This is a genomic window from Sphingomonas sp. HT-1 (assembly GCF_048568905.1).
Classification (GTDB): Bacteria; Pseudomonadota; Alphaproteobacteria; order Sphingomonadales; family Sphingomonadaceae; genus Sphingomonas.
The window spans coordinates 3,270,576-3,293,106 of the sequence record NZ_CP183770.1; the positions used below are offsets into that span (position 1 = coordinate 3,270,576).

The following is a 22,531-nucleotide window of genomic DNA, read 5'->3' on the forward strand; positions in this document are numbered from 1 at the left end:
CCGCGGCGCACCATTTCGGCTATGGGCGCGGCCGTACGCGCGCTCCCGCGCCAATCAGGAAATCGCATGAATCTCCGTAACGTCGCGATCATCGCGCACGTCGACCACGGCAAGACCACCCTCGTCGACCAGCTTTTCCGCCAGTCCGGCACCTTCCGCGACAACCAGCGCGTCGAAGAGCGTGCGATGGATTCGAACGATCTTGAGAAAGAGCGCGGGATTACGATTCTCGCCAAGCCTACCTCGGTCGACTGGGCGCCGGAGGGGCAGCCCGACAATATCACCCGCATCAACATCGTCGACACGCCCGGCCACGCCGATTTCGGCGGCGAGGTGGAGCGCATCCTGAGCATGGTCGACGGCGTGATTCTGCTGGTCGATTCGTCGGAAGGCGCGATGCCGCAGACGAAGTTCGTGACCGGCAAGGCGTTGAAGCTGGGCCTGCGTCCGATCGTGGTCGTCAACAAGATCGACCGCGCCGATTCGCGCGTGCAGGAAGTGCTCGACGAAGTGTTCGACCTCTTCGTCACCCTTGAGGCGACTGACGAACAGCTTGATTTTCCTGTGCTTTATGCGTCGGGCCGCAACGGCTATGCCTCGGACGATCCCGATGCGCGCGAAGGCACGCTGGTGCCGCTGTTTGAGAAGATCGTCGAGCATGTGCCCCCGCCCAAGGTGGATCCCGACGCCGAGTTCAAGTTCCTCGTGACGCTGCTCGATCGCGACAACTTCCTCGGCCGCATCCTTACCGGCCGTGTTGAGAGCGGCACGGTACGGCTGAACCAGCCGATTCACGCGCTGGACAATGACGGCAATGTCATCGAGACCGGCCGCGCATCGAAGATCCTGTCGTTCCGCGGCCTGGATCGCGTGCCGGTGGAAGAAGCCAAGGCGGGCGACATCATCAGCCTCGCCGGCCTGGCGATTGCTACTGTTTCGAACACCATTGCCGACACCTCGGTCAGCGAGCCGCTGCACGCGCAGCCGATCGACCCGCCGACGCTGTCGATGCGCTTCGCCGTCAACGACTCGCCGATGGCGGGCCGCGAGGGCAGCAAGGTGACGAGCCGCATGATCCGCGACCGCTTGCTGCGCGAAGCCGAATCGAACGTCGCCATCAAGGTGACCGAGAGCGAGGACAAGGACAGCTACGAAGTCGCCGGTCGCGGCGAACTCCAGCTGGGCGTGCTGATCGAAACGATGCGCCGCGAAGGCTTCGAACTGGGCATCAGCCGTCCGCGCGTGCTGTTCCGCGAAGGCGAGAACGGCCGTGAAGAGCCGTACGAGACCGTCGTGATTGACGTGGACGAGGAATTCTCGGGCACGGTCGTCGACAAGATGAACCAGCGCAAGGCCGAGATGACCGACATGCGTCCCTCGGGCGGCGGCAAGACCCGCATCACCTTCTCGGCACCGTCGCGTGGCCTGATCGGCTATCACGGCGAGTTCCTGTCGGACACCCGCGGCACCGGCATTATGAACCGCCTGTTCGAGAAGTACGGGCCGTACAAGGGCAAGATCGAAGGCCGCAAGAACGGCGTGCTGATCTCCAACGGCGCCGGCGAAGCCCAGGGCTATGCGCTGGGTCCGCTCGAAGAGCGCGGCATCCTGTTCGTCGGCCACGGTGAGGCCCTGTACGAGGGCATGATCATCGGCGAGAACGCCAAGACGGAAGACCTTGAGGTCAACCCGATGAAGGCGAAGCAGCTGACCAACTTCCGCGCTTCGGGCGGCAAGGACGACGCGATCCGCCTGACCCCGCCGAAGAAGATGACGCTGGAACAGGCCATCGCCTACATCGACGACGACGAGATGGTCGAAGTAACGCCCAAGACGATCCGTCTGCGCAAGCGCTTCCTCGATCCGAACGAGCGCAAGCGCGCTAGCCGGGCGAAGTCGGCCGCGTAACCTCGCCGCCTTACAAGGGCGAGAATGGGCCCCTGCCGGCGACGGCGGGGGCTTTCTCGTTGAAAGGCCTCGGCACCCTTGCCGCCGGCATCCCGGCGTTCGCTGGAGTTACGGCAGAGGTGGAGGGATGCCTAGGCTGAAGCGCGGTTCCACGGCATGCGCTGGAGCAGCAGGCCTAGGCCGCACCAGCCGCTCATCCCCGCGAACGCCAACATGAAGCCAAAGAAGCCAGCGGCGTAGAAGCCCGGCGTAAAGCCGGCGAGCCCCGCCAGCGTGAAGGCCAGAACCAAAAGGCCGACGATCATCTGCACCTGGCGGAAGATCGAGACGCGGGGCGCGGCCGTGCCGGCGAGCGGCAGGCCGGCGGCGGCCCAGGCTTCGATCCCGCCACTGAGGTTGCTCACCCGATCGCCCAGCATCCCGTGCGCCAGCGCACAGGCTTGGCCGCCGCGCCCGCCTTTCTGGCACTGAAAGATCAACAGCCGGTCGGCTGGCAGATCGGCATCGACGAGCAGCGCCGGCAGCGCTCGCAGCGGCATCGAGGCGGCATAGGGAATATGGCTGGCGGCGAACTCATCCGGCTCGCGTACGTCGATCAGCATCGCCTCGCCACGGGCTAGCAGGCGGTGCGCCTCGGGCGCGCTTATGATGGCGGTCATGCGTGATCCTTTTCGCAGAAATGAGCGTGGAGTACCGCCATGAGATCGCGGGCGGCGGGGTGGATTATCGTGTAGAACAACGTCCGATGTTCGCGCCGAGCGGCAACGATTCCCTCGTCCTTCAGCTTGTTGAGATGCTGCGACATCGACGTCGGCGCGATCCCGGTCGCGTCGATCAGCGCGCCGACGCTGCGCTCGCCTTCCACCAGCGCGCACAGGATCATCAGCCGGTTCGGATTGGCGAGGCCCGAGAGCAAGGCGGCGACGCCGGCAGCCTTGGGCGCCATCGCTTCCATCAGGGGATGTACGGAGAGACTTGCGTTCATTGCACTTCTATATCAATTCATATCAATGTGAATCAATAGGGGGTTGCCCAATGGCCAAGGATTATCGTGCGTTCACCCAGGATATCTCCGCCTATTCGGCGCAGCTGCGAAAGCTGGCGCCCGAGCCCATGGCGGGCTTTCACGCCCTTGCGAAGGCGGCAGGTGCGGAAGGTGCGGTGGACGCCAAGACCAAGGAACTGATCGCGCTGGCGATCGGCGTTACCCAGCGTTGCGACGGCTGCATCGGCTTCCACGCCAAGGCACTGGTGAGCATGGGTGCGAGCCGTGCCGAAATAGCCGAAGTGATGGCGATGTGCGTCTATATGGGCGGGGGCCCCGCGCTGATGTACGCCGCCGATGCGCTGCGTGCATATGACCAGTTTGCCGAAGGAGCGGCTGCGGCCTGATGCCGGCGTGCGGAAGCGGGGAGCGTCTACACAGCGCTCCCCTGCCGCCAGCGCGGCTGGTGGGTAAACGACGGAACACAGGCGCTCGATTTTCGGGGACCTGCTTCGCCAGGGTTGGGCGCCCGGCTACAGCTCGCGCGTCAAAAACCGGCTGTGGGGATCGTCGTCGCGGTAGCTGCCGAAAGCGGGGCAAGGGACGAAGCCGGCGCGGGCGTAAAGCCGAAGAGCGGGCTCGAAGCTCGGAGCCGTACCGGTTTCGAGGCTTAGTCGGGTAAGGCCCCGCGCCCGCGCCGTTTCGAGGATGTGATTCAGGATCGCCGCGCCGACGCCCTTGCCGAGATGGGCGGGGGCGGTGCGCATCGACTTCACTTCGCCATGGCGCGCATCGAGCTGCTTGAGCGCGCCGATGCCGAGCAAGGCCTCGCCCTCCCACGCGCTCCAGAAACTGACGTCTGCCGCCTGAAGACCGGAGAGGTCGAGAAAGTGGCAGCTTTCGCGCGGCGAGTTGGCGAGCATGCCCGATGCGTGCAAGCGCAGCAGATCCTGCACCTGGGGCGTCTCCAGCCCGCCGTCCCGAATCGCGATCACAGTTCGTCGATCATTCCTGCCAGCGTTTCGAGGCAGGCATGGGCGAGCAGCTTGCTGCGGATCGGGGACCAGCCGAATTCGGGATCGGCATTGGCGTCATGATCCTTGAACGGCATTTCCAGCGTCATCGACACCGCGCCGAACCGCTCGGCGAGCTGGTTGGTGGACATGGCCAGGTTTGCCTTGCCGGGAGGCGATTTGTCGTAGCCGAGTTCGGTCTGGAAATCGGGGGTGTGCGCGGCGAGCCGGCGGGCGAAGCTGTAGAATTTTTCGCCGAGTTCGTCGGTCCAGCTGGGGATGCCTTCGAAACCGGCGAGGAAATTGGCGGGGATCGCCTCGTCGCCGTGCACGTCCATGGCGAAGTCCACCCCGGTCTCATCCATGGCGTTCCGCACCGCCAGCACTTCCGGGCTGCGTTCGGCGGTAGGGGTGTGCCATTCGCGATTGAGGTTTACCCCCGCCGCATTGGTGCGCAAATGGCCGCGAAGCGAACCATCCGGGTTCATGTTCGGGACGCAGTGGAAGGTCGCCCTGGTGCGGAGTTCGCGGGCGACGGCGTTGTCCTCGTCGGTCAGGAACTCCAGCGCGCCTTCCATCCACCATTCGGCCATGCTCTCGCCAGGATGCTGGCGGGCGTAGAGCCAGACCTGTTTCGGCCCCTCGCCCAAGGTGAGGCAATCGAGCGGCTGACCATCGAGCGTCACGCCCAGCTGGCGGTGGGTGACGCCCTCCGCCAGCGCGATGCGGCTGACCAGATCATGGTGCCGCTCCATCGAATAAGGGGCGAAATAGGCGAACCAGGTGATCGCCGTCTGGCAGGTGTGGCGGATGGTGAGCACGCCATCGGCATAGTCGGTATCCGTCATCCGCCACGATTGGCGATCCGCCGACCAGCGCGCCTTATAGCCCGGCCAGCCGAACGGATAGGCCGATTTGCTGGCGTTCAGGATACGCAGCGTGAGCGTGCGGCCCGCCGCGCCGGCGACGCGGAAGTGGAACCACTGATAGAAGTCCGACTGGTGATCCTGGACGATCTCGAGATCGACCCGGTCTCCTTCGATGGCGACGACACGAATGTTGCCGCTATCGAAGGCGGCGCTGATCTGGATGCTCATTTCACCGTAATAGTGATGCCGGACTCGCCGGGAAAGTCCTTGAACAGCGCGGCGGCGAGGCGCTGGGCAGTGGCGGCGGGCTGATTGGCCTGCACGCCCACGCCGGTGGTTTCCGCCCGGCCTTCCCAGATCACGCTTTCGCCGGCGCGGCGACGCAGCTGCACCCAAAGCTGCGAGACCAGGATCTCGCGCTGCTTGCCCTTGCCGAGGCCGAAGGAAACGCCGCCACCCAGGCCGACGCCGCCGCCGCGACCGCCGCCGAAGCTGCCGCCGCCAAGCCCCACCGAGACGGGCGGCGCATCCTGAATCACGCCGCGCGACGCCCGGGTGAACGACACCGATGCGATATAGCCCGCCGGCCGATCGCTGGTGGCGGGCACATAGCCGAGCTTCGACAGCTCCGCCTGCACGGCATCGGCATAGACGCGATATTCGGCGCTGACGTCCATCGCCCCGCTCATCGGCATGACGGTGACGGTGGTACGCTCCATCGGCTGGCCGAGGTGATAGCGGGTGACGTCGATCGGCGTCCGCCCGGTAGTGGAGGTGCACCCCGCAGCCAGCACGGGCAGGGTGGCAAGCAGGGCAAGACGCAGATACTGATTCACGAACACACTCCTGTTTCGCGGCCGCAACGGCTGTATCCTGCCAACCGCCCTGCGGTCGAGTCGGTTCCGCCGTCTGCCTGCCGCTGAAACGCCCGAGATGCGCGATCAGACGCATTTGCGCGGCCGCGCCTTGACTTCCTGCCCCCGCGCTTATAGGCGGGCGCCTCTTTCCGGCATTCCAGATAATTTGAGAAGCGAATCGGTCATGAAGATCGTGAATTCATTGAAGTCGCTCAAGGGGCGGCACCGCGACAACCGCGTGATCCGCCGCCGTGGCCGGATCTACGTGATCAACAAGACGCAGAAGCGTTTCAAGGCACGCCAGGGCTGAGCCCCAGCGCGTGGGGACGCCGCCGCACGCCGTAATCTTCGACGTCGGCAACGTCCTGTTCCCCTGGGAACCGCGGCGCGTATACGAGCGCCTGTTCGATGACGAGCAGGCGCTCGACGCGTTTCTGTCGCAGATCGCGACCAAGGAATGGCATTTCCAGCATGACGCTGGCCGCCCCTTCGCCGAGACATCGGCGGAGCTGAGTGCGCTGTATCCCGAGCATGCCGACAAGATCGCGCTCTGGGGCCCGCGCTTTGGCGAGCAACTGGGGCCGCCGATCGCCGGCATGGCCGAGCTGGTCGAGGAACTCGATTCGGCCGGCGTAGCGCTGTACGGCATCACCAATTTCTCCGGCGACTTCTGGCGCGACTGGGCGCCGGCGCACGACGCGCTGTTCGGCCGATTTCGCGACATCGTGATCTCCGGTGACGAGAAGGTCACCAAGCCCGACCCCGCCATCTACGAACTGGCGCTGGCGCGGTTCGGGTTGGCGGGTCCGGATGCGGTGTTCGTTGACGACATGCCGGTCAATGTGGAAGCCGCGATCCGTTTCGGCATCCACGGCGTGGTGTTCACGGGTGCGCAGGATTTTCGCGCGGAGCTGGTGCGGCTGGGCGTGCTCGCCGGCTGAGGGCCCTTGTTCGTCGTTATCGTCCGCCTTTGCGGGGATGACGATGGTGGTGGCGAGCGATTGCAGTTTCGGTAAGTTTAGGAAGTTTAGGCTCGTGCGCGATTTCGCCGCAGGTGCCATTCCGCGCTTAGCTACGGACAAGGGATGCGTTGGCCGGGCTGGTCGGTTCTCGCGCAAGGCGGCTCTGGCACGGCAAGCCATTGTTCTATAGAAGAAACCAGGATTTCCGCTGCCTGAAGGCTAAAGACGCAGCCGGCGATTCAGCGCCAATGGCTTCCCGCTTTCCCGGGGACGGCCGCGGTGGCAGCGGGCGCTTGCAATTTCGGTAAGTGTAGGAAGTTTAGGTTCGCGCGGGTGTTGCGGAGAGGACTTGACGGTTCGGCCGCGCACGCCGGCCAAGTTCGCTTCACGCGAACAGGTTCAACGGGTTCAAAGAGCGGTGCCCTACCGGGTGGGCGACGAGTACATATGGGAAACATTGTCCCGATTACTAGAAGTGCGGCCCCGGTGATCAGGGACGGGATCGGACGGCAAGAGGCGGCGGCACCCAAAAGCAGGCGGGGCCGGGCTTTGGCTGGCGGCGGTAGAAATGCCGCCGTTCATCGCAGTCGATCGGCCTCCTCCTGCGCAAAATTCTGCGCGATTACTGTTCTCTAACCCGGAAAGCGCAGATAAGCGTGCCACCCTAGGTTTCACGCCTGCCTTATCCATTGATCGGACCCGCTCTCCATGCCGCAAAATGAACTGCACTCCGTTTGTACCGAGGTGCCTTCTGGCGCGCCGGCCAAAGTGACTGCCGGCGCGGAGGAAGCCGTCTACCGAACGCTGCTCGAATCGACGCGCGCCATTCCGTGGAAGATCGACTGGGCAACCATGCGCTTCGAATATATCGGCCCGCAAATCGCGACGCTGCTCGGCTGGCCGCAGGACAGCTGGGTTTCCGTGGAGGACTGGGCGTCTCGCATTCATCCGGACGATCGGGAGCATGTCGTCAACTATTGTGTCGCCCAATCCATCGCCGGCGTCGACCATGAGGCAGACTATCGTGCGCTCACGCAGGATCGGGGGTTCGTCTGGATCCGCGACGTCGTCCACGTCGTTCGCAATGCCCAAGGGGAGGTGGAGAGCCTGATCGGATTCATGTTCGACATCAGCGAGCGCAAGCGGATCGAGCAAGAACTGGCGAAGATGCAGCGGAAGCTGGAGGCTCTGTCCTTCGAGGACGGGCTGACCCGGATCGCGAACCGCCGGCGGTTCGACGAACGGCTCGAAGCGTGCTGGGACGAGGCCCGACGCACCGGCAGCCCGCTGTCGCTGATCTTGCTCGACATCGATCATTTCAAAGGCTTCAACGATCGATACGGCCATCTGCGTGGCGACGAGTGCCTCGTGTCGGTCGCCGCCGCGCTGAAGAAGATCGGTCGCGAACAGGATGTAGTCGCGCGGTTCGGCGGCGAAGAATTCGTTCTGCTCCTGCCCCAGACGGACGACGTCGCTGCTTTGGATATCGCGCGTCGCTGCCGCCATGCCATCGAGGCACTCGCGATCCCGAACGCGGCGTCGGATTGCAGCCCGTTCGTCACCGCAAGTCTGGGTGTCAGCACTGTGATCCCAAGCGATGGCCAGCATGTCCGCGACTTCTGCGAAGGCGTCGATCGTCTGCTCTATGGCGCCAAGCAGAACGGGCGGAACCAGCTGCTTTTCGCCTGAGCCCGCGCCATTCAAGGGCGTCGACGAGGCCGCCGGGAAGCCGACCACGGAGCTCAAACACGGGCGATCGTTGCACCACGTCCGTGGCGGTGGTCGCCCGCCGACGGAGGGCAAGGCCTAATCCCCAAGCCCCGGTACGCTGCCAGCCGGCCTTCGCTTCCGTTCAGCGCTGCGCCGATGCCTTACCGTGACCACCGCGCGAAGATCGCGGTCGGCAGTTCCAGCCCGCGCGCTTCCTCGCGCACGGTCAGTTCGCCCGCTTCGACCGTGCCGCCCTTGCCGGCCATCGCCTGGCCGACGAGTTCACCGATCGCCAGCGCCGACATCCGCACCGCGTAGACTGTCAGGAACAGGAAGCGCGAGTCCGCATCCAGCAGCTTGGCCACGTCGTCGATCAGCGACGGCAGGCCTTCTTCCAGCTTCCACACCTCGCCGTTCGGCCCACGGCCCCATTTTGGGGGATCGAGGATGATGCCGTCATAGCGCCGCCCCCGGCGCACCTCGCGTGCGGTGAATTTCATCGCGTCGTCGATCATCCAGCGGATCGGCTTGTCGGCCATGCCCGAAAGCTGGGCATTGGCCTTGCCCTCCATCACCGACTTCTTGGAGGCATCGACATGCGTCACCTTGGCGCCCGCCGCCGCCAGCGCCAGCGAGCCGACCCCGGTATAGCCGAACAGGTTCATGCACTCGGGCTCGGCGAGCCCTTCGATCCGGCCGCGCATCCAGTCCCAAACCGGCGCCATATCGGGAAAGAAGCCGAGATGGCGGAAGGGCGTGGTCTGGGCGGTGAAGCGCACCTCGCGCCACGCCAGCGGCCAGCCTTCGCGCGGTGTAGGCTTCAGATATTCCCAACGGCCACCGCCATCCTCGTCGGAACCGGGGACGAATTCGGCATGTGCGTCCCAGTCGGCCGCGGCAGGCGCCCACATGGCCTGGGGCTCGGGGCGGATGAAGCGATAGGCGCCGTAGCGCTCGAGCTTGCGGCCATGGCCCGAATCGATCAGGCCATAGTCGCCCCAGGGCTCGCCGGTGAGCGTGACGAGCTTCATGCCCGGGCGCGAGCACGCTCGGCGATATAGCCGGTGATGGCGCCGAATTCGGCCGGCAGCACGTCGTACCGCTCCTGCCGCTCGAACAGATCGCCGACGCGGTTCGGCACCTGCGGGCGCATGCCGGTGGCGCGCTCGACCGCGTCGCGGAACTTGGCCGGGTGCGCGGTGGCGAGGGTGACGACCGGCATGTCGGCGGGCAAGCCGGCGCGCTGGGCGGCGGCGAGGCCGATCGCGGTGTGGGGATCGATCACCTGGGCGGCTTCGGCACAGGCCCAGCGCATCGCTTCGTTCATGCCCTCCGCATCGATCGCGTCGCTGGTGAACAGCGCGGCGGCGCCGCTGCGCTGGGCGTTGGTGAGCTGCATTGCCCGGGTCGATTCGAAGCCGCGCATCTGATCGGCGATGGGGGCGCCCGCCAGATCGAACAGCAGGCGTTCGAAGTTGGAGCTGACCTGGATGTCCATCGATGGCGCGGCGGTGGGCGTGACGGTGCCCGCCGAATAGTCGCCGGCCGAAAGCGCGCGGTGAAGGATGTCGTTGACGTTGGTGGCGACGACCAGCTTCGCCACCGGCAGGCCCATGCGCTGGGCGACATAGCCGGCGAACACGTCGCCGAAATTGCCGGTGGGCACCGCAAAGGCGACCGGCCGCTCGGGCGCGCCGAGGCGGACCGCGGCATAGAAATAATAGACCACTTGCGCCATCAGCCGGGCCCAGTTGATCGAATTGACCGCGCTCAGCTGGAAACGGCCGGAGAAGGCCGCATCGTTGAACATCGCCTTCACCAGCGCCTGGGCATCGTCGAAGCTGCCTTCGATGGCGATGTTGTGGACGTTGGGGGCGAGCACGGTGGTCATCTGGCGGCGCTGCACGTCGGAGACGCGGCCCTTGGGATGGAGCATGAAGATGTCGACGCCGATGCGGCCCGCCACCGCATCGATCGCGGCACTGCCGGTATCGCCCGAGGTGGCGCCGACGATGGTGAGATGCTGGCTGGTGCCGGCGAGGAACTTTTCGAAGAACAGGCCGAGCAGCTGGAGGGCGACGTCCTTGAAGGCGAGGGTGGGGCCGTGGAACAGCTCGAGCAGCCAGTGCTGCCGGTCGAGCTGGACCATCGGCGTCACCGCCGCATGGGCGAAGCGGCCATAGGCCTGAGTGCAGAGCTGGCGAAGCTCGTCTTCGGACAAGTCCGGCGTGACGAAGGGCAGCATCACCCGCACCGCCGTCTCGACATAGGAAAGGCCACGCATCGCGGCGATATCCTCGGCCGAGAAGCTCGGCCAGGCGACCGGGACATAGAGGCCGCCGTCGCTGGCGAGCCCGGTGAGGGTGACGTCCCGGAAGCCCAGCGAGGGCGCGGCGCCGCGGGTGCTGTGATACTGCATGGCCGATCGCGTTACCCGGCGAGGGCGGGCGCGACAAGATAGCTGTGCTTGGGGCGGGAATGGCGCGCGCGGGCGAATCGGGCTACAGGCGCGGCGATGAACAGGAACGCGCAGGATGTCTCCGCGCTGCCGATCTGCGTGGCGGCGCTCTACCAATTCACCCGGTTCGACGATCCCGCGGCGCTGCAGGGGCCGCTGGCCAGGCTGTGCTGCGGGCGGCAAGTGAAGGGCACGCTGCTGCTGGCGCGCGAGGGGGTGAACGGCACGATCGCGGGGAGCGACGATGCCATCGCGGCGGTGGTGGCGCATGTCCGCGCGTTGCCGGGCTGCGCGGGGCTCGACGTGAAATATTCACGCGCGGCCGAACAGCCTTTCTACCGGATGAAGGTGCGGGTGAAGCGCGAGATCGTGACGATGGGCCAGCCGGACATCGATCCGCTGGCGAGCGTGGGCACCTATGTGGCGCCGGAGGACTGGAACGCGCTGATCGCCGATCCGGGCACGATCGTGATCGATACGCGCAACGATTATGAAGTGGCCGCCGGCACGTTTCGCGGGGCGATCGATCCGAAGACGAAGAGCTTTCGCGATTTCCCCGAATGGTTTCGCGCGCATCGCGACGAACTGCTGGGGCGCGGCGAGGCCAGCCCAAAGGTCGCGATGTTCTGCACCGGCGGCATCCGCTGCGAGAAATCGACGGCGTTCCTGAAGTCCGAGGGAATCGAGCAGGTGTTCCACCTGAAGGGCGGCATCCTCAATTATCTGGAGAAGGTGCCAGCGGACGCGAGCCTGTGGGACGGCGAATGCTTCGTGTTCGACCAGCGGGTGACGGTGGGGCACGGGCTGGCGCCGGGGAGCTATGGCTTGTGCCATGCCTGCCGCCGGCCGGTGAGCGCCGAGGACCGGCAATCGCCGCGGTTCGAGGAAGGGGTGAGCTGCGCCGCCTGCTATGAGGAGCGGAGCGAGGCGGACCGCGCGCGCTATCGCGAACGCCAGCGGCAGGAATGCTTCGCCGCCACGCGCGGCGACAGCCATGTCGGCAAGGTCTATCCGGTGACCGAGGGCGAGGGCTGAGCCGCGGCGCGAGCGCGGACACGCAGCGCAAGGACATAGATGATCACCGCGACGCCGGCGAACAGGAACCATTGCACCGCATAGGCGAGGTGATTGTTGGGGATGCTCGACAGATCCGGTGGGGCGCTGGGCTCCAGCCCCGGCGCGGCGCGATCCGATACCAGCATCAGCGTACGCGGCTCGCTGCTGAAGGCCGAGGCGATCAGCGGGCGGTGATCTGGTGCATGGGTGAGCGTGCCCGAGACCGCACCGCCCGCCCAGACCGGCCGGAACAGCGGATCGCGCGTCACCCCCATGTCGACCGGGAGCAGCGTGCCTTCAGGCGTGCGGCAGGTGGCGATCTGGCGCCAGCCCTGCAGCCCTTGGGTGCCGCGCCCGCCCTGGCGCTGCCAGTCGAGGACGGCGATGCAGGCCGAACGGGCATGGCGGAACAGGAGTGCAGGATCGTCGGTGTGGCCGTCGAACCGGATCGTGGGCAGCAGCAGGTTGGCGGCGTAGAGCTGCAATGCCGCATGCTTCTCGCCGCGGCGCTGGAGCTGCCAGACGCCCAGCGCGATCATCGCCGCGACGGCGAGGGCGACGAGGATCGTCGGGATCAGGGGAATGCGGCGCATCTCAATCCTCGCGCAGGCGGCCTTCCTGCGCCTTGTTGCGGAACTCCAGCGCGAGCAGCAACCCCTTCGAGATTCGCAGCATCAGCACGGTAAGGACCAGCGTGATCGGGATCCATAGCAGCACATGGACGAGCACCGGCGGCGAGAAGGTGAATTCCACCCATAGCGCGAGGATCGTCACCAGCGTGCCGATGCCGAGGGTGAGGAACACCACCGGCCCGTCGCCGACGTTGAAGGCAGTGAAATCGAGCCCGCACGCGCCGCAACGATCGGCATAGGCGAGGAAATTGCGGAACAGCGTCTTGGCGCCGCAGCGCGGGCAGCAGCCATAGAGGCCGGATGCGATCGGGGGCGGCAGCTTGCTGCCGCCCCCGGCGGGATCAGGTTTGGGTGAGGTCACGTCAGCCGGCGTGCACCGGCGCGCCCCAACCGCCCCAGACATAGATCGATGCGAACAGGAACAGCCATACCACGTCGACGAAGTGCCAGTACCAGGCAGCGGCTTCGAAGCCGAAATGCTGGCGAGGCGTGAAATCGCCGCGATAGGCGCGCACCAGATTAACAATCAGGAAGATCGTGCCGACGATGACGTGGAAGCCGTGAAACCCGGTCGCCATGAAGAAGGCGCCGCCGTAGCTGGAGCCGCCTTCGCTGGTCGCCTTGAACGGGAAGGGAGCTTCCATATACTCATAGGCCTGGAGGCAGCTGAACAGCAGCCCGAGCAGCACGGTGAGCCACAGGCCCTTCTTCACCGTATCATTGTCGCCGACGCCGAGCAGGCCCCAGAGGCCGCGCATCTCGCCGCCGCGTTCGTTGTGGATCAGCCCGTGATGCGCCCAGGTGACGGTGCAGCCAGAGCAGAGCAGGATCAGCGTGTTGAGCAGCGGGAACTGCCAGGCATCGAGCACTTCCATGCCCTTGGGCGGCCAGGTGCCGCCGACCGCCTCGACGCTGGAGGGGAACAGGGAAAAGTCGAACCAGGCCCAGAACCAGCCGACGAAGAACATCACTTCGGAGGCGATGAACAGGATCATGCCGTAGCGCAGGTGCAGCTGAACGATCGGCGTATGATCGCCGGCATGCGCTTCCTGGATGACCTTGCCCCACCAGCCCACCATGGTGAGCAGCACCAGCGCGAAGCCGGTGGTGAGCACGAGCAGGCCGTTCGGCTTCTCGTGCATCCAAAGGACTGCGCCCGAAGCGAGAATCAGCCCGCCCAGCGAGCCCAGCAACGGCCAGATGCTCGGCGGCAGGATGTGGTACTGGTGGTTCTTTGCTCCAGCCATGGGCTTGTCCCCAATCCTCTCTCTAATTTCACGGGATGCTAGCTTGGTGTCTTCGACGAATCCACTGGATAAAACGTGTAGGACAACGTGATTTCCTGCACGTCGCGCGCATCGGCATCGTCCAGGATCTTCGGATCGACATAGAAGATCACCGGCATCCGCACCGTCTCGCCCGGCTGCAGGGTCTGCTGGGTGAAGCAGAAACACTGGATCTTGGTGAAATATTTCCCCGCCTGGGCCGGCGTGACATTGAACGTCGCGGTGCCGGTGAGCGGCCGGTTGGACAGATTGGTGGCCGTGAAGAACGCCATGTCGCGTCCGCCGATGTCGATCGTGTCGGCGCGTCGCTCGGGTTGGAACTTCCAGGGCAGCTTGGGGCTGACGTTGCTGTCGAACGCCACGGTGATCTTCTGCCCCGTCGCGCCCGGCGCGCGCAGCCCGCGCTGGGTGGTGCCGTTCAGCCCGGTCGCTTCACAGAACATCCGGTACAGCGGCACCGCGGCAAAGCCGAGGCCGGTCATGCCGCACACCAGCACGGCACCCATCAGGCCGACGCGCAGGTTACGGCTGAATCTCATCCGCCATGCCCCAGCTGCATCTTCACGATCGAAATGGCGAAGACGAGGATGACGAACCCGCCCAGCAGCAGCGCCATCACCCGCGCGCGGCCCCGCTGGCGCGCACGGACCAGCTCCAGCTGCGCGGCGGGGCTGCGGGCCAGATCGTCGTCACGCGAGTCGTTCATGCCAGCCACCACCTGTCGATCACCAACGCGCCGAATAGCACGAAGAGATAGAGTATCGAAAATTTGAACAGCCGCTTTTCCGGGATCATACGGTCTTCCGCTTCCGAGCGACGCGTGGCGACCTGGATTGCCATGGCCAGGAAGATGCCGGACATCAGCGCGGCGACCAGGCCATAGACCATGCCGGTGAGCCCGAGCGGCCAAGGCGCGGCGGCCACCGCGATCATCGGCAGGGTATAAAGGCCGATCTGGATCCGGGTGGTGCGTTCGCCGGCGACGACCGGCAGCATCGGCACGCCGGCGTTGGCGTAATCGGTCTTCACGAATAGCGCGAGCGCCCAGAAATGCGGCGGCGTCCACAGGAAGATCAGCGCGAACAGCAGGATCGGCAGCGTCGCAACCTCACCCGTCGCCGCCGCCCAGCCGATCAGCGGCGGAAAGGCGCCTGCCGCACCGCCGATCACAATATTCTGCGGCGTGCGGCGCTTGAGCCAGATCGTGTAGACGAAAACGTAGAAGAGGATCGAGACGGCGAGAATCAGCGTCGCGACCCAATTGATCGCGACGAACATCAGGAACAGGCTGAACGCTGCGAGGCCGACCCCGAAGTGCAGCGCCGACTGGCGTTCCATGCGTCCGCCGGGCAGCGGGCGGCCCTGGGTGCGCTTCATCTTCGCATCCAGATCGGCTTCGTACCACTGGTTGAGCGCGCCGGCGGCACCGGCGCCGAGCGCGATGCACAGAATGGCGGTGAAGCCCAGCACCGGATGGATCGGCACCGGCGCCGCGAGCATCCCGCACAGGCCGGTGAAGACCACCAGCGTCATCACCCTCGGCTTGGTGAGCGCCAGGAAATCGCGCCAATCGGCGGGCAGAGCGGGATTGGCATTGGCGGCAGACATCATCGGCAGTGATATACGGCCCTGTTCCGGCGCGGGGAAGTGCCCTCAGCCCAACCGCTTGGCATTGGCGCGCACCTTGCGGCGATAATGCAGCAACGCCTTGCTCGCCTGGGCATGCGGCGTGCTGCCGAGCTTGCCCGTGGTGGCGGCGACCTGCAGTTCGAAGGCGGCCTGCATCTTCTCTGCGATCATCCGCTGCGCCTCGGCCGAGGCGGCCGGGCCACCGGCAGCGAGCTTGGCCATGCGCAGGCCGATCACCGTCGATGCTTCCCACCCCAGCATCCAGCTGTCGATGCCGATCTTCATCCAGTCCGCATAAGGGGCGTTGCGCATGGGAATCTCCAAATTGGGCCGGTACGGGGCTGAACGCTCGGCAAAGGCAGGCGGGCCCGCGGTAAACGGAAATCACGTCACCTGGGCATACAGCCTTCTAATAAAGTTTGCGCGCCCGCGGAACCATTTGTGCAAACGATCGTGCAAAGCAGGCTTCCACGCTATTGCGTATGAATATCAGCAGGCATATGCGGCGGCTACACCGCACGGCGAACACGCCGGCGCAGACGCAGTTCATCTCTTCCGCCGGGGGGCCTACCATCATGTTCGTCAAACCCTATCCATGCCAGGGGAGTCTGCTGCTCCTGGCCGCCACGACGCTCGCGCTGCCGGCGACGGCGCAGGAGCGGCCTGCGGCAGAGCGCGACGACATTATCGTTACGGCGCGGGCGGCGAGCGCCAGCATCCTGGGCAGCGACGTCTCGCCACTGGCCTATCCGCAATCGGTGCGGGTGCTGGATCGCACCTTGCTGGACGCCACGAACGCGACGCGGCTGGCAGACGTGTTCGATCTGGCCGGCGGAATAGCCCGGCAGAATGATTTCGGCGGCCTGTGGGACAAGGTTTCCATTCGCGGCTTTGCCGGCGATGAGAATGCGGGGCCGGACATCCGCATCAACCGCTTCAGCAGCAATTTCGGCTTCAATGCGCCGATCGACACCGCGACGATCGAGCAGGTGGAGATATTGAAGGGCGCGACCGCCGCGCTCTCCGGGCTGGGCGAGCCCGGCGGGGCGATCAACATCGTGACCAAGGCGCCGCTCGATACGTTCCAGGGCAGCGCTGCGATCAGCTATGGCAGCTGGAACAGCGCGCGGGCGAGCGCGGACGTGACCGGGCCGCTCTCGGACGGACTTTCGGTGCGGCTGATCGGCGTGGCCGAGGCGCGCGACAGCTTCCGCGAGCAGGTGCGCGGATCGCGCCAGCTGATCGCGCCGTCGATCGCGTGGCGGCCGGCGGATGCGCTGCGCCTGCTGTATCAGGCGGAATATATGCGTAACACCAGCGTGCTCGATCGCGGCGTGGTGGCGATCGGCGGCAATGCACGGGCGATGGACCGCCGCACCTTCCTGGGCGAACCTGGCGACGGAGACATCGTGCAGACCGGGCTGTGGCAGCAGGCGAGCCTGTTCGCCGACCTGGGTGGCGACACGCGGCTGGAACTGGGCGGCAGCCACCGCGACGGATCGCTGCGCGGCTATGCCACCATGGTCGATTTCGGCCCGCGCGGATTGCAGGCTGATGGCCGCACCGCGGGCCGCGACCGGCGCTACCATGATTTCGACTGGCAGGATCTGTCGCTGCGCGCCGAGCTGACCGCCAAGGCGACTCTGTTCGGCATGACGCATGATCTGCGCATCGGCGCGGACCGGGTACGCCACGCGATGGATTTCGTGCTCGACCGCGCGCGCGGCACGGCCATCCGGCCGCTGCTGCCGATCGACCTGTTCGATCCGGTATATGCGCAAACGACGCTGCCGGTGCCGCCGGCCTTTGCCAGCCGGTACACGCGCTTCCGCAGCGAAAGCGTATATGCGCAGGATCTGATCGGCGCGGGTCCGTTCACGCTGCTGCTCGGCGCGCGGTGGAACAGCTTTCGCGAGACGGTAATCAATCGCCTGGCGGCGAACCGGCGGCTGGAAACCGAGGACAAGGGCGTGACGCCGCGCGTGGCGCTGACCTGGCGGGCGAGCGAGGCGCTGGCGCTCTATGCGAGCTGGGGCGAATCGCTGCGGCTCAACCCTTCCGAGGGGGTGAACACCTTCGATGCCGAACGCAGCCATTCGGCGGAGGCGGGGGTGAAGTTCGCGCTGTTCGGCGGGCGGCTGACCGGGCAGGCGGCGCTGTTCGACATGATCAAGCGCAACGTGCTCAACCCCAACGCCGTCGATCCGTTCGTGAAGACGCAGATCGGCCGGCAGCGCTCGCGCGGAGGCGAGATCGAACTGAACTGGACGATGGCGCACGACCTGCTGGTTACGGGCACGTATACGCATCTGGATGCAACGGTACGCAACGACGCCAATGTCGCGCTGATCGGCACGCCGCTGAGCAACGTGCCCGCAGATATGGGCAGCCTGTTTGTGCAGAAGACGCTCGGCCGCGTGGCGCTGGGCGGCGGCGTGAGCCATGTCGGGCGCCGCGCCGGCGATCCGTTCGGCACCGCCTATCGCCTGCCGGCCTATACGATCGCGCGGGCGAACCTGAGCTTTGCGGTAAGCGAGCGGCTGACGCTGCGGGCCGACATCGAGAACCTCTTCGACACGAATTACATCGCCAGCAGCTACGCGAATGTGTGGACGATGCCGGGGGCGCCGCGCAACTTCCGGGTGACGGCGTCGACCCGGTTTTGAGAGCGGCGGCGGGGGCCGAGACCGCGACGACCGGGTTGCCTTCGCCCCCACCGTTTCCGCCCAGTCGCCCCCGGCCAATCTTGCAGGCAGGGACAGCAAGCCCGTCATGTGAGGGCCAGTGGCTTCGACCGTCTGGTGCCTGGCGCGCGAAGGGTAGGCGCACCCAAAGGAAACGCCCCGGAGGTTTCCCCCCGGGGCGCCATCCTCTCCAGCCCGGTTCGACTTAGTCGATCTTGGGCAGCGTTTCGAACTGGTGGAAGGGTGGGGGGCTCGACAGCGTCCATTCGAGCGTGGTCGCGCCTTCGCCCCACGGATTCGCTTCCGCCTTGCGGCCGGCGAGCAGCGAATAGATCAGGTTGATGAAGAAGATGCCCATGCCGGCAGCCATGATCATGTAGCCGACCGTCGCCATATGGTTCCAGTAGGCATATTGGTCCGTATAGTCGGGGATGCGGCGCGGCATGCCCTGGAGCCCCAGGAAGTGCATCGGGAAGAACAGCAGGTTCACGCCGGCGAAGAACACCCAGAAGTGCAACTGGCCGAGGAACTCGTTGTACATCTTGCCCGTCATTTTCGGGAACCAGTAGTAAAAGCCCGCGAACAGGCTGAACACCGCGCCCAGCGACAGCACATAGTGGAAGTGGGCGACGACGTAATAGGTATCCTGCATGTAATCATCAACGCCGCCATTGGCGAGCACGACGCCGGTCACGCCGCCGACGGTGAACATGAAGATGAAGCCGATCGCCCAGACCATCGGAGTCTTGAAGCTGATCGAGCCGCCCCACATCGTTGCGATCCACGAGAAGATCTTCACGCCGGTAGGCACCGCGATCACCATGGTGGCCGCGGTGAAGTACATCTTCACCTGTACCGACAGGCCGGTGGTGAACATGTGGTGCGCCCACACCACGAAGCCGACCAGGCCGATCGCGACCATGGCATAGGCCATGCCGAGATAGCCGAACACCGGCTTGCGGCTGAAGGTGGCGACGATGTGGCTGATGATGCCGAAGCCCGGCAGGATCATGATGTACACTTCGGGGTGGCCGAAGAACCAGAACAGGTGCTGATAGAGCACCGGATCTCCGCCATATTGCGGATCGTAGAAGGCGGTGCCGAAGTTGCGATCGGTGATCAGCATGGTGATCGCCGCGGCGAGCACCGGCAACGCGAGCAGCAGCAGGAAGGCGGTGACCAGCACCGACCAGGCGAACAGCGGCATCTTGTGCAGCGTCATGCCCGGCGCGCGCATGTTGAAGATCGTGGTGATGAAGTTGATCGCGCCGAGGATCGACGCCGCGCCCGCAAGGTGGAGCGAGAAGATCGCGAAATCGACGGACGGCCCCGGTTCGCCATAGGTGGAGAGCGGCGCATAGACCGTCCATCCCGTGCCCGCGCCCACGCCGACGAAGGGCGAGAGCATCAGCAGCACGAAGCCCGCCACGGTGAGCCAGAACGAGATGTTGTTCATCCGTGGGAAGGCCATGTCCGGCGCGCCGATCATGATCGGCACGAACCAGTTGCCGAACCCGCCGATCATAGCGGGCATGACCATGAAGAACACCATGATCAGGCCGTGGGCGGTGATCAGCACGTTCCAGAAGTGCATCGCCTCGTCGAACGTGCCTTCGCCGTGCAGCGTCTGCACCCACCAGGGCAGATACTGGATGCCCGGCTGCATCAGCTCGGCGCGCATGACGCCCGAAATCGCGCCGCCGATGATGCCGGCGAAGATCGCGAAGATCAGGTAAAGGGTGCCGATATCCTTGTGGTTCGTCGACATGAACCAGCGGGCGAAGAAGGCCGGCTTGTGATCGGCATCATGATGCGCATGGGCAGCATCGTGCGCGGCGGAATAGGGGAGCGCAGTATCGGTCATGGCTCAGTTGCCCGTGTTACCGGCGCCGGCGGGATTCGCGGTCGCAGGCTTGTTGGACGGTGCCGGGGTGGCGGTGGCGGCGACGGTCGGCGCGGCTTCCATCGCGCCGTTGGCGGTGGCGTCGCCCTGATCATTCCCCATGGCGGTGGTGCTGGCCGGCTCGGCCGCGGCTCCCGGCATGGTGCCGCCCTTGGCGGCGACCCACTGCGCGAACTTGGCCTGGCTCACCGCTTCCACCGCGATGGGCATGAAGGCATGGCGCGCGCCGCACAGTTCGGAGCATTGGCCGAAATAGACGCCTTCCTTCGGGATGATGAAGCTCGTCTCGTTCAGTCGGCCCGGGATCGCATCGAGCTTGATCCAGAAGGCCGGGATCGCCCAGCTGTGGATCACGTCGGTCGCGGTGGTGACGAGGCGGATCGGTACGCCCACAGGCAGCACCACGCGCTGGTCGGTCGCTAGCAGGCGAGGGCCGTCGGCATCGGTGCGATAGCGCTGGCCCTTGCCGACCTGATCGCCTTCCTTGAGCATGTTGGCCGTCAGCTGGATGCCGCCATGATCCGGATACTCATAGGACCAGAACCACTGGTTGCCGATCGCCTTCAGCGTCACCGCGTTCTTCGGTGCCGGCTTGAACTGCGCGGCGAGCAGCTTGATCGAGGGAATCGCGATCGCCACCAGGATCAGCACCGGCGCCAGCGTCCACACGATCTCGATCGCGGTATTGTGGCTGGTGCGCGACGGCGTGGGATTGGCCGCGCGGCGATAGCGGATGATCACATAGACCAGCAGCAGCAGCACGAACACCGAGATGATCGTGATCAGCGGCAGCAGGATCGTGTTGTGGAACCAATGCGCTTCCTCGCCCGTGGGCGTCACCTGCGGCTGGAGCGAAATGCCGCGATCCACCGGCTGGCCGACACCGGGCGCTGGCCGGGTGAGCGGCATGCCCTTGGCATCGACGGTGGGGTCCGCCACCTTGGCGGCGGCAGGCGGTTCGGCAGGCGCAGCGGGCGCCACCGCTGCAGCAGGCTCCGCAGCGGTGGTCTGCGCCACCGTCGGCGAAGCAAAGGCCAGCCCAGCGGCCAGCAAGATCGACGTAAACGAAAGATTGCGCATCGCGTGTGGTCACCCCTCTCCAGGAACGCACAACCCGGGCATCGCACCGGCCCATGTTGGGGAAGGTATAGCCCGGAAAAGGCCATTCTCAACCTTTTTCGCGCGCAGTTGCGGACGGTGCCTCCGCCACTTAAAGGATCGCGGCCATCGATTGCTTTGGAGTGCAGACATTGACCGGAGACGCCATCCTCGACGAGTTTCGCGACGCGGGTGCGTTGCTTGAGGGGCATTTTATCCTGTCTTCCGGTTTGCGCTCTCCCGTATTTCTCCAGAAGATGCGCATTTTCGAGGATCCGGCGCGCACCGAGCGGGTGTGCGGCGCGTTGGGCAAGCTGATTCGCGAGACGTTCGGCCCTGTCGACATCGTCGTTTCCCCCGCAATCGGCGGGATCATCCCGGGCTATGAGACGGCGCGTGCGCTGGGCTGCAAGGCAGTGTTTGTCGAGCGCGAGGACGGCGAATTCCAGCTGCGCCGCGGCTTCGAGATTCCCCAAGGTGCACGGGTGGTGATGGTGGAAGACATCGTGACGACCGGACTTTCCTCGCGCGAATGCATCGCCGCGATCCAGAAGCATCCGGGCACGCTGGTGGGGGCCGCCTGCATCGTCGATCGTTCGAACGGCAAGGCGGAGGTGGGCGTGCCGCTGATCTCGCTGACCAAGCTGGACGTGCCGGCCTATCCGGCCGATCAGCTGCCGCCAGAACTCGCGGCGATCCCGGCAACCAAGCCGGGGAGCAGGACGATCCCGGCATGACCGGCAAGCTCCGCCTCGGCGTCAATATCGACCATGTCGCCACGGTCCGGAATGCGCGCGGCAGCGGCTATCCCGATCCGGTGCGCGCGGCGCTCCTTGCAGCGGAAGCCGGGGCGGACGGAATCACCGCGCATCTGCGCGAGGATCGCCGGCACATCACCGATGCCGACATCGCGCGGCTCTCGACCGAGCTGACCGTGCCGCTCAATCTGGAAATGGCGGCGACCGAGGAGATGCTGGCGATCGCGCTGAAGCATCGCCCGCACGCCGTGTGCATCGTGCCCGAGAAGCGCGAGGAGCGGACGACCGAGGGCGGGCTGGACGCCGCTGGTATGTTCGATCTGCTGGCGCCGATGATCGCCAGGCTGCGCGACAATGGCAGCCGCGTGTCGCTGTTCATCGAACCCGAAGCGCGGCAGATCGACGCGGCGATTCGTCTCGGCGCGCCGGTGGTGGAGCTGCACACCGGCCGCTATGCCGAGCTGGAGGGCGACGATCTCGCTGTCGAGCTGAAGCGGCTGTCCGACGCCGCGGCGCTGGCGGCGCGCAACGGCATCGAGCCGCATGCCGGCCATGGCCTTACCTTCGACAATGTGGTGCCGATCGCCGCGATCCCGCAGGTAATGGAGCTAAATATCGGCCACTTCCTGATCGGCGAGGCGATTTTCGACGGCCTGGCGCCGGTGATCCGCCGGATGCGCGAGTTGATGGATTCGGCCCGGTGAGGCTCTTTCCAAATCCTCT

Annotated in this window: 25 protein-coding genes; 9 read left to right on the top strand and 16 right to left on the bottom strand. The window is 65.7% G+C overall.

The genetic code is table 11. From position 1 onward, the window contains the following. The first annotated feature begins 66 nt into the window (after positions 1 to 66). Positions 67 to 1,908, top strand: coding sequence for a translational GTPase TypA (typA, locus tag ACNFJ7_RS15280; protein ID WP_026009342.1), 1,842 nt, complete (start codon positions 67 to 69; stop codon positions 1,906 to 1,908). A 131-nt stretch (positions 1,909 to 2,039) separates the two neighbouring features. Here the strand turns inward: typA and ACNFJ7_RS15285 are convergent, their stop codons facing one another. Both ACNFJ7_RS15285 and ACNFJ7_RS15290 read right to left on the bottom strand, forming a co-directional pair. Continuing rightward, positions 2,040 to 2,567, bottom strand: a complete 528-nt coding sequence (locus ACNFJ7_RS15285) for a rhodanese-like domain-containing protein (RefSeq protein WP_019370691.1) — start codon at positions 2,565 to 2,567, stop codon at positions 2,040 to 2,042. Then, positions 2,564 to 2,893, bottom strand: coding sequence for an ArsR/SmtB family transcription factor (locus tag ACNFJ7_RS15290; protein WP_201785374.1), 330 nt, complete (start codon positions 2,891 to 2,893; stop codon positions 2,564 to 2,566). The genes ACNFJ7_RS15285 and ACNFJ7_RS15290 overlap by 4 nt, the downstream gene beginning before the upstream one ends. A gap of 50 nt (positions 2,894 to 2,943) precedes the next feature. Here ACNFJ7_RS15290 and ACNFJ7_RS15295 point away from each other — a divergent pair, with 50 nt between their 5' ends. Beyond that, on the top strand, positions 2,944 to 3,300 hold the full coding sequence (locus ACNFJ7_RS15295) for a carboxymuconolactone decarboxylase family protein (RefSeq protein WP_019370693.1): 357 nt from the start codon (positions 2,944 to 2,946) through the stop codon (positions 3,298 to 3,300). Positions 3,301 to 3,426: 126 nt separating this feature from the next. Here the strand turns inward: ACNFJ7_RS15295 and ACNFJ7_RS15300 are convergent, their stop codons facing one another. Genes ACNFJ7_RS15300 through ACNFJ7_RS15310 form a run of 3 tightly spaced genes read right to left on the bottom strand, consistent with a single transcriptional unit; the run spans position 3,427 to position 5,611 of the window. Beyond that, positions 3,427 to 3,888, bottom strand: coding sequence for a GNAT family N-acetyltransferase (locus ACNFJ7_RS15300; protein ID WP_019370694.1), 462 nt, complete (start codon positions 3,886 to 3,888; stop codon positions 3,427 to 3,429). Next, positions 3,885 to 5,003 (bottom strand): M14 family metallopeptidase, encoded by a 1,119-nt coding sequence (locus ACNFJ7_RS15305; protein WP_019370695.1) that lies wholly within the window; start codon positions 5,001 to 5,003, stop codon positions 3,885 to 3,887. The genes ACNFJ7_RS15300 and ACNFJ7_RS15305 overlap by 4 nt, the downstream gene beginning before the upstream one ends. After that, entirely contained in the window at positions 5,000 to 5,611 is a 612-nt protein-coding gene (locus tag ACNFJ7_RS15310) for a DUF4136 domain-containing protein (protein ID WP_236704371.1), read from the bottom strand. Before ACNFJ7_RS15310 ends, ACNFJ7_RS15305 begins: the two co-directional genes overlap by 4 nt. 205 nt (positions 5,612 to 5,816) lie before the next feature. Here ACNFJ7_RS15310 and ykgO point away from each other — a divergent pair, with 205 nt between their 5' ends. The 3 genes from ykgO (at position 5,817) to ACNFJ7_RS15325 (ending at position 8,283) form a co-directional block, all read left to right on the top strand. Next, positions 5,817 to 5,942 (top strand): type B 50S ribosomal protein L36, encoded by a 126-nt coding sequence (gene ykgO, locus ACNFJ7_RS15315; protein ID WP_010543750.1) that lies wholly within the window; start codon positions 5,817 to 5,819, stop codon positions 5,940 to 5,942. Positions 5,943 to 5,952: 10 nt separating this feature from the next. Beyond that, positions 5,953 to 6,573 carry an HAD family hydrolase gene (locus ACNFJ7_RS15320; protein WP_019370697.1) on the top strand — a complete coding sequence of 207 codons (621 nt, stop codon included), beginning with the start codon at positions 5,953 to 5,955 and terminating at the stop codon, positions 6,571 to 6,573. A gap of 789 nt (positions 6,574 to 7,362) precedes the next feature. Further along, positions 7,363 to 8,283, top strand: coding sequence for a GGDEF domain-containing protein (locus ACNFJ7_RS15325; protein ID WP_019370698.1), 921 nt, complete (start codon positions 7,363 to 7,365; stop codon positions 8,281 to 8,283). A 182-nt stretch (positions 8,284 to 8,465) separates the two neighbouring features. Here ACNFJ7_RS15325 and ACNFJ7_RS15330 read toward each other — a convergent pair whose 3' ends face one another. Both ACNFJ7_RS15330 and thrC read right to left on the bottom strand, forming a co-directional pair. After that, positions 8,466 to 9,335, bottom strand: a complete 870-nt coding sequence (locus ACNFJ7_RS15330; RefSeq protein WP_019370699.1) for a class I SAM-dependent methyltransferase — start codon at positions 9,333 to 9,335, stop codon at positions 8,466 to 8,468. Then, positions 9,332 to 10,723 (bottom strand): threonine synthase, encoded by a 1,392-nt coding sequence (gene thrC / locus ACNFJ7_RS15335; RefSeq protein ID WP_019370700.1) that lies wholly within the window; start codon positions 10,721 to 10,723, stop codon positions 9,332 to 9,334. Before thrC ends, ACNFJ7_RS15330 begins: the two co-directional genes overlap by 4 nt. 96 nt (positions 10,724 to 10,819) lie before the next feature. Here thrC and ACNFJ7_RS15340 point away from each other — a divergent pair, with 96 nt between their 5' ends. After that, positions 10,820 to 11,797 carry a rhodanese-related sulfurtransferase gene (locus ACNFJ7_RS15340; protein ID WP_019370701.1) on the top strand — a complete coding sequence of 326 codons (978 nt, stop codon included), beginning with the start codon at positions 10,820 to 10,822 and terminating at the stop codon, positions 11,795 to 11,797. Here ACNFJ7_RS15340 and ACNFJ7_RS15345 read toward each other — a convergent pair. Genes ACNFJ7_RS15345 through ACNFJ7_RS15375 form a run of 7 tightly spaced genes read right to left on the bottom strand, consistent with a single transcriptional unit; the run spans position 11,770 to position 15,677 of the window. Further along, entirely contained in the window at positions 11,770 to 12,411 is a 642-nt protein-coding gene (locus tag ACNFJ7_RS15345; protein ID WP_019370702.1) for an SURF1 family protein, read from the bottom strand. The two genes, ACNFJ7_RS15340 and ACNFJ7_RS15345, sit on opposite strands and share 28 nt — an antisense overlap. Before the next feature lies 1 nt (position 12,412). Next, the gene (locus ACNFJ7_RS15350) at positions 12,413 to 12,811 is read right to left on the bottom strand and encodes a DUF983 domain-containing protein (RefSeq protein ID WP_019370703.1); all 399 of its coding nucleotides are present in this window, start codon (positions 12,809 to 12,811) and stop codon (positions 12,413 to 12,415) included. Position 12,812: 1 nt separating this feature from the next. Further along, positions 12,813 to 13,697 carry a cytochrome c oxidase subunit 3 gene (locus ACNFJ7_RS15355; protein WP_019370704.1) on the bottom strand — a complete coding sequence of 295 codons (885 nt, stop codon included), beginning with the start codon at positions 13,695 to 13,697 and terminating at the stop codon, positions 12,813 to 12,815. Between the two features lie 38 nt (positions 13,698 to 13,735). Further along, positions 13,736 to 14,275, bottom strand: a complete 540-nt coding sequence (locus tag ACNFJ7_RS15360) for a cytochrome c oxidase assembly protein (protein ID WP_019370705.1) — start codon at positions 14,273 to 14,275, stop codon at positions 13,736 to 13,738. Then, on the bottom strand, positions 14,272 to 14,442 hold the full coding sequence (locus ACNFJ7_RS15365; protein ID WP_019370706.1) for a hypothetical protein: 171 nt from the start codon (positions 14,440 to 14,442) through the stop codon (positions 14,272 to 14,274). The genes ACNFJ7_RS15360 and ACNFJ7_RS15365 overlap by 4 nt, the downstream gene beginning before the upstream one ends. Then, complete coding sequence (locus ACNFJ7_RS15370) at positions 14,439 to 15,347, bottom strand: heme o synthase (protein WP_019370707.1); 909 nt, start codon at positions 15,345 to 15,347, stop codon at positions 14,439 to 14,441. The genes ACNFJ7_RS15365 and ACNFJ7_RS15370 overlap by 4 nt, the downstream gene beginning before the upstream one ends. 42 nt (positions 15,348 to 15,389) lie before the next feature. Then, positions 15,390 to 15,677: a hypothetical protein gene (locus ACNFJ7_RS15375; protein ID WP_019370708.1), complete on the bottom strand. Its 288-nt coding sequence runs from the start codon at positions 15,675 to 15,677 to the stop codon at positions 15,390 to 15,392. A 188-nt stretch (positions 15,678 to 15,865) separates the two neighbouring features. Here ACNFJ7_RS15375 and ACNFJ7_RS15380 point away from each other — a divergent pair, with 188 nt between their 5' ends. Further along, a complete protein-coding gene (locus ACNFJ7_RS15380) occupies positions 15,866 to 18,031 on the top strand; it encodes a TonB-dependent receptor (RefSeq protein ID WP_019370709.1) in 2,166 nt (721 codons plus the stop codon). Positions 18,032 to 18,254: 223 nt separating this feature from the next. Here the strand turns inward: ACNFJ7_RS15380 and ctaD are convergent, their stop codons facing one another. Together ctaD and coxB are read right to left on the bottom strand one after the other, a co-directional pair. Then, positions 18,255 to 19,913, bottom strand: coding sequence for a cytochrome c oxidase subunit I (ctaD, locus tag ACNFJ7_RS15385; RefSeq protein WP_019370710.1), 1,659 nt, complete (start codon positions 19,911 to 19,913; stop codon positions 18,255 to 18,257). Positions 19,914 to 19,916: 3 nt separating this feature from the next. Next, entirely contained in the window at positions 19,917 to 21,032 is a 1,116-nt protein-coding gene (gene coxB / locus ACNFJ7_RS15390) for a cytochrome c oxidase subunit II (protein ID WP_019370711.1), read from the bottom strand. Positions 21,033 to 21,202: 170 nt separating this feature from the next. Here coxB and pyrE point away from each other — a divergent pair, with 170 nt between their 5' ends. Beyond that, positions 21,203 to 21,787 (top strand): orotate phosphoribosyltransferase, encoded by a 585-nt coding sequence (pyrE, locus tag ACNFJ7_RS15395; RefSeq protein ID WP_026009343.1) that lies wholly within the window; start codon positions 21,203 to 21,205, stop codon positions 21,785 to 21,787. Continuing rightward, entirely contained in the window at positions 21,784 to 22,512 is a 729-nt protein-coding gene (locus ACNFJ7_RS15400; protein ID WP_019370713.1) for a pyridoxine 5'-phosphate synthase, read from the top strand. The genes pyrE and ACNFJ7_RS15400 overlap by 4 nt, the downstream gene beginning before the upstream one ends. The last annotated feature ends 19 nt before the right edge of the window (positions 22,513 to 22,531 follow it).